This window comes from Micromonospora sp. M51, from assembly GCF_018070305.1.
Taxonomy (GTDB): domain Bacteria; phylum Actinomycetota; class Actinomycetes; order Mycobacteriales; family Micromonosporaceae; genus Micromonospora; species Micromonospora parva.
Genome location: NZ_JAGPXZ010000877.1, coordinates 1 through 2,309, shown reverse-complemented (window position 1 = coordinate 2,309; position 2,309 = coordinate 1). Strand labels below are relative to the sequence as shown.

General features: G+C 73.4%; 3 protein-coding genes. All 3 read left to right on the top strand.

The genetic code is table 11. The features are described from left to right. Positions 1 to 320 (top strand): amidase family protein (locus KBX53_RS30080; RefSeq protein ID WP_247676444.1); only part of this gene is annotated, 320 nt, incomplete at its 5' end. Between the two features lie 144 nt (positions 321 to 464). Continuing rightward, the gene (locus KBX53_RS30075; protein WP_247676443.1) at positions 465 to 1,337 is read left to right on the top strand and encodes a DUF4328 domain-containing protein; all 873 of its coding nucleotides are present in this window, start codon (positions 465 to 467) and stop codon (positions 1,335 to 1,337) included. Positions 1,338 to 1,515: 178 nt separating this feature from the next. Continuing rightward, positions 1,516 to 2,309 (top strand): threonine/serine dehydratase (locus KBX53_RS30070; RefSeq protein ID WP_210863059.1); only part of this gene is annotated, 794 nt, incomplete at its 3' end.

Here is a 2,309-nt window from a genome sequence, read left to right as displayed (position 1 = left end):
ACCTGCTGCTCACCCCGGCGCTCGCCCGCGCGCCACCGGAGGCGGCCCGCTGGTCGGAGCGGACCTGGCGGGCGAACATGTCGGCCAACATCCGGGACGCCCCGTACGCCGCGCCCTGGAACATCGCCGGCCTGCCGGCGGTCGTCGTGCCGGTCGGCCGCCGCCCGGACGGCCTGCCGGTCGCCGTGCAGCTGGTCGGTCCGCCCGGCTCGGAGCTGCTGCTGCTCGGTGTGGCCGGCCAGTTCGAGATGGCCGCCCCGTGGACACGCCACGCACCCGGCTACCCCCGGGTCGGAACGGGGTCGCCGACCTCCGCATGATCGTCTACGGTGTGCGCGCATCATCACGCGTGCACACCGGGGGAACTCATGCGCTGCCAGACCTGCGGGGACGCCATCTCCCCCGAGCACGACGAATGCCAACGGTGCTACACGCCGGTCGGCCAGGCCGCGATCACTCCCGGCTTGCCGACGTACCGCGTGCGTGGCATCGGTCTGGCGGCCCGCATCGCGGTCGGCGCGACCGCCGTGCTCTACCTCGTGGTGGCGCTCTCCCCGCTGGTCGGGATGGCCCTCGCTCGGCAGGCCAAGGTCGACAACGACCCTGAGCTGCTGGTCGCCGCGTTGATCATGCAGGTGGTGTCGTCGCTGCCCATGGTGGTCGCGTACCTCACCGCCGCCGTGCTGGTGATCATCTGGATGTGGCGGGTGCGCAAGAACACCGACGCCTTCCCGGGCGCGCTGCCGACGCTCGGGGCCGGGTGGGCGATCGCCGGTTGGCTGGTGCCGTTCGCGAACCTGGTGGTGCCGGCCCGGGTGATGGCGGCCGTGGCGCGCGACAGCCTCTGGCGGCGGTTCACCCCGACCCTGGTGGCCGTCTGGTGGAGTTCCTGGCTGGTGTTCAGCCTCGGCGAGCGGCTGGTCAGCCGCCTCGACGACGGTGCCTACAACAAGCTGCCGGAGACCCCCACCACCGACGGCGGCTACCAGCAGTACGTCGACTACTACCGGGACTCACTGCTGCGCAACATCGTGCCCTCGGTGGCGTGCGTGGTCGCCGCGGTGACGCTGTACCTGCTGATCCAGCGGATCTCCGCCGCGCAGGAGGCCCGCATCGCCCGCGCGCTGCCGGTGTGGCAGACCGCCGGGGTCTGGCCGGGCGCGGTGCTGCCGGAGATGCCGCCCGCGCCGTTGGTCCCGCCGGTCCCGCCGGCCGTCCCGGTCCCGCCGGCCGTCCCGGTCCCGGCGGGTGACGCGGTCCCGCCGGCCGCTCCGGCCCCGTCGACCGCTCCGGGCGCTCCGGCCGTTCCTGGGCTGGAGGGGCCACCTCGGGCATGATCCACTCGGGTTCGCTGATGTCGCGGTGTCGCAGCGAGGCTGACACCGCGACATCAGGACCGTCGAGTGGGTCAACCGGGTGCGCGGCGGACTGACGTGGCGATCGAGCCGGCCGGTCCGTCCTGTCGACACCGGTGTCGCCGCCGAGGGCCGCGGCGGCGGGTGGCACGATCGGGGCATGACGGAACTGGTCGGTCTCGACGACGTGCGGGCCGCACGGGAGTTGCTCGCCGGGGTCACCCGCACCACCCCGCTGGAGCCCTCCCGCCCGCTCAGCGCGGCCCTGGGCGGGCCGACCTGGCTCAAGTGCGAGAACGTGCAGCGCGCCGGCTCGTACAAGGTCCGGGGCGCGTACGTGCGGATCTCGCGGTTGTCGGCGGCGGAGCGGGAGCGCGGCGTGGTGGCGGCGAGCGCGGGCAACCACGCGCAGGGCGTGGCCCTCGCCGCCGGCCTGGTCGGCACGCACGCCACCGTCTTCATGCCGGTCAACGCGCCGCTGCCGAAGGTGGCCGCCACCAAGGGGTACGGCGCGCAGGTCGAGCTGGCCGGGAACACCGTCGACGAGTCGCTTGTCGCCGCGCACACGTACGCCGAGCGCACCGGCGCGGTGCTGATCCACCCGTTCGACCACCCCGACGTGATCGCCGGGCAGGGCACAGTGGCGCTGGAGATCCTCGAACAGTGCCCGGACGTGAAGACGATCATCACCGGGGTGGGTGGCGGCGGTCTGATCTCGGGCATGGCGGTGGCCGTCAAGGCATTGCGACCGGACGTCCGAATCATCGGTGTGCAGGCGGCCGGCGCGGCGGCGTTCCCGCCCTCACTGGTCGCTGGAGAACCGGTCCGGCTGCCCGTGTTCGCCACCATCGCCGACGGCATCGCGGTCGGCCGGCCCGGCGAGATCACCTTCAACCACGTGCGCAAGCTGGTCGACGAGATCGTCACGGTCTCCGAGGAGGACATCTCCCGGGC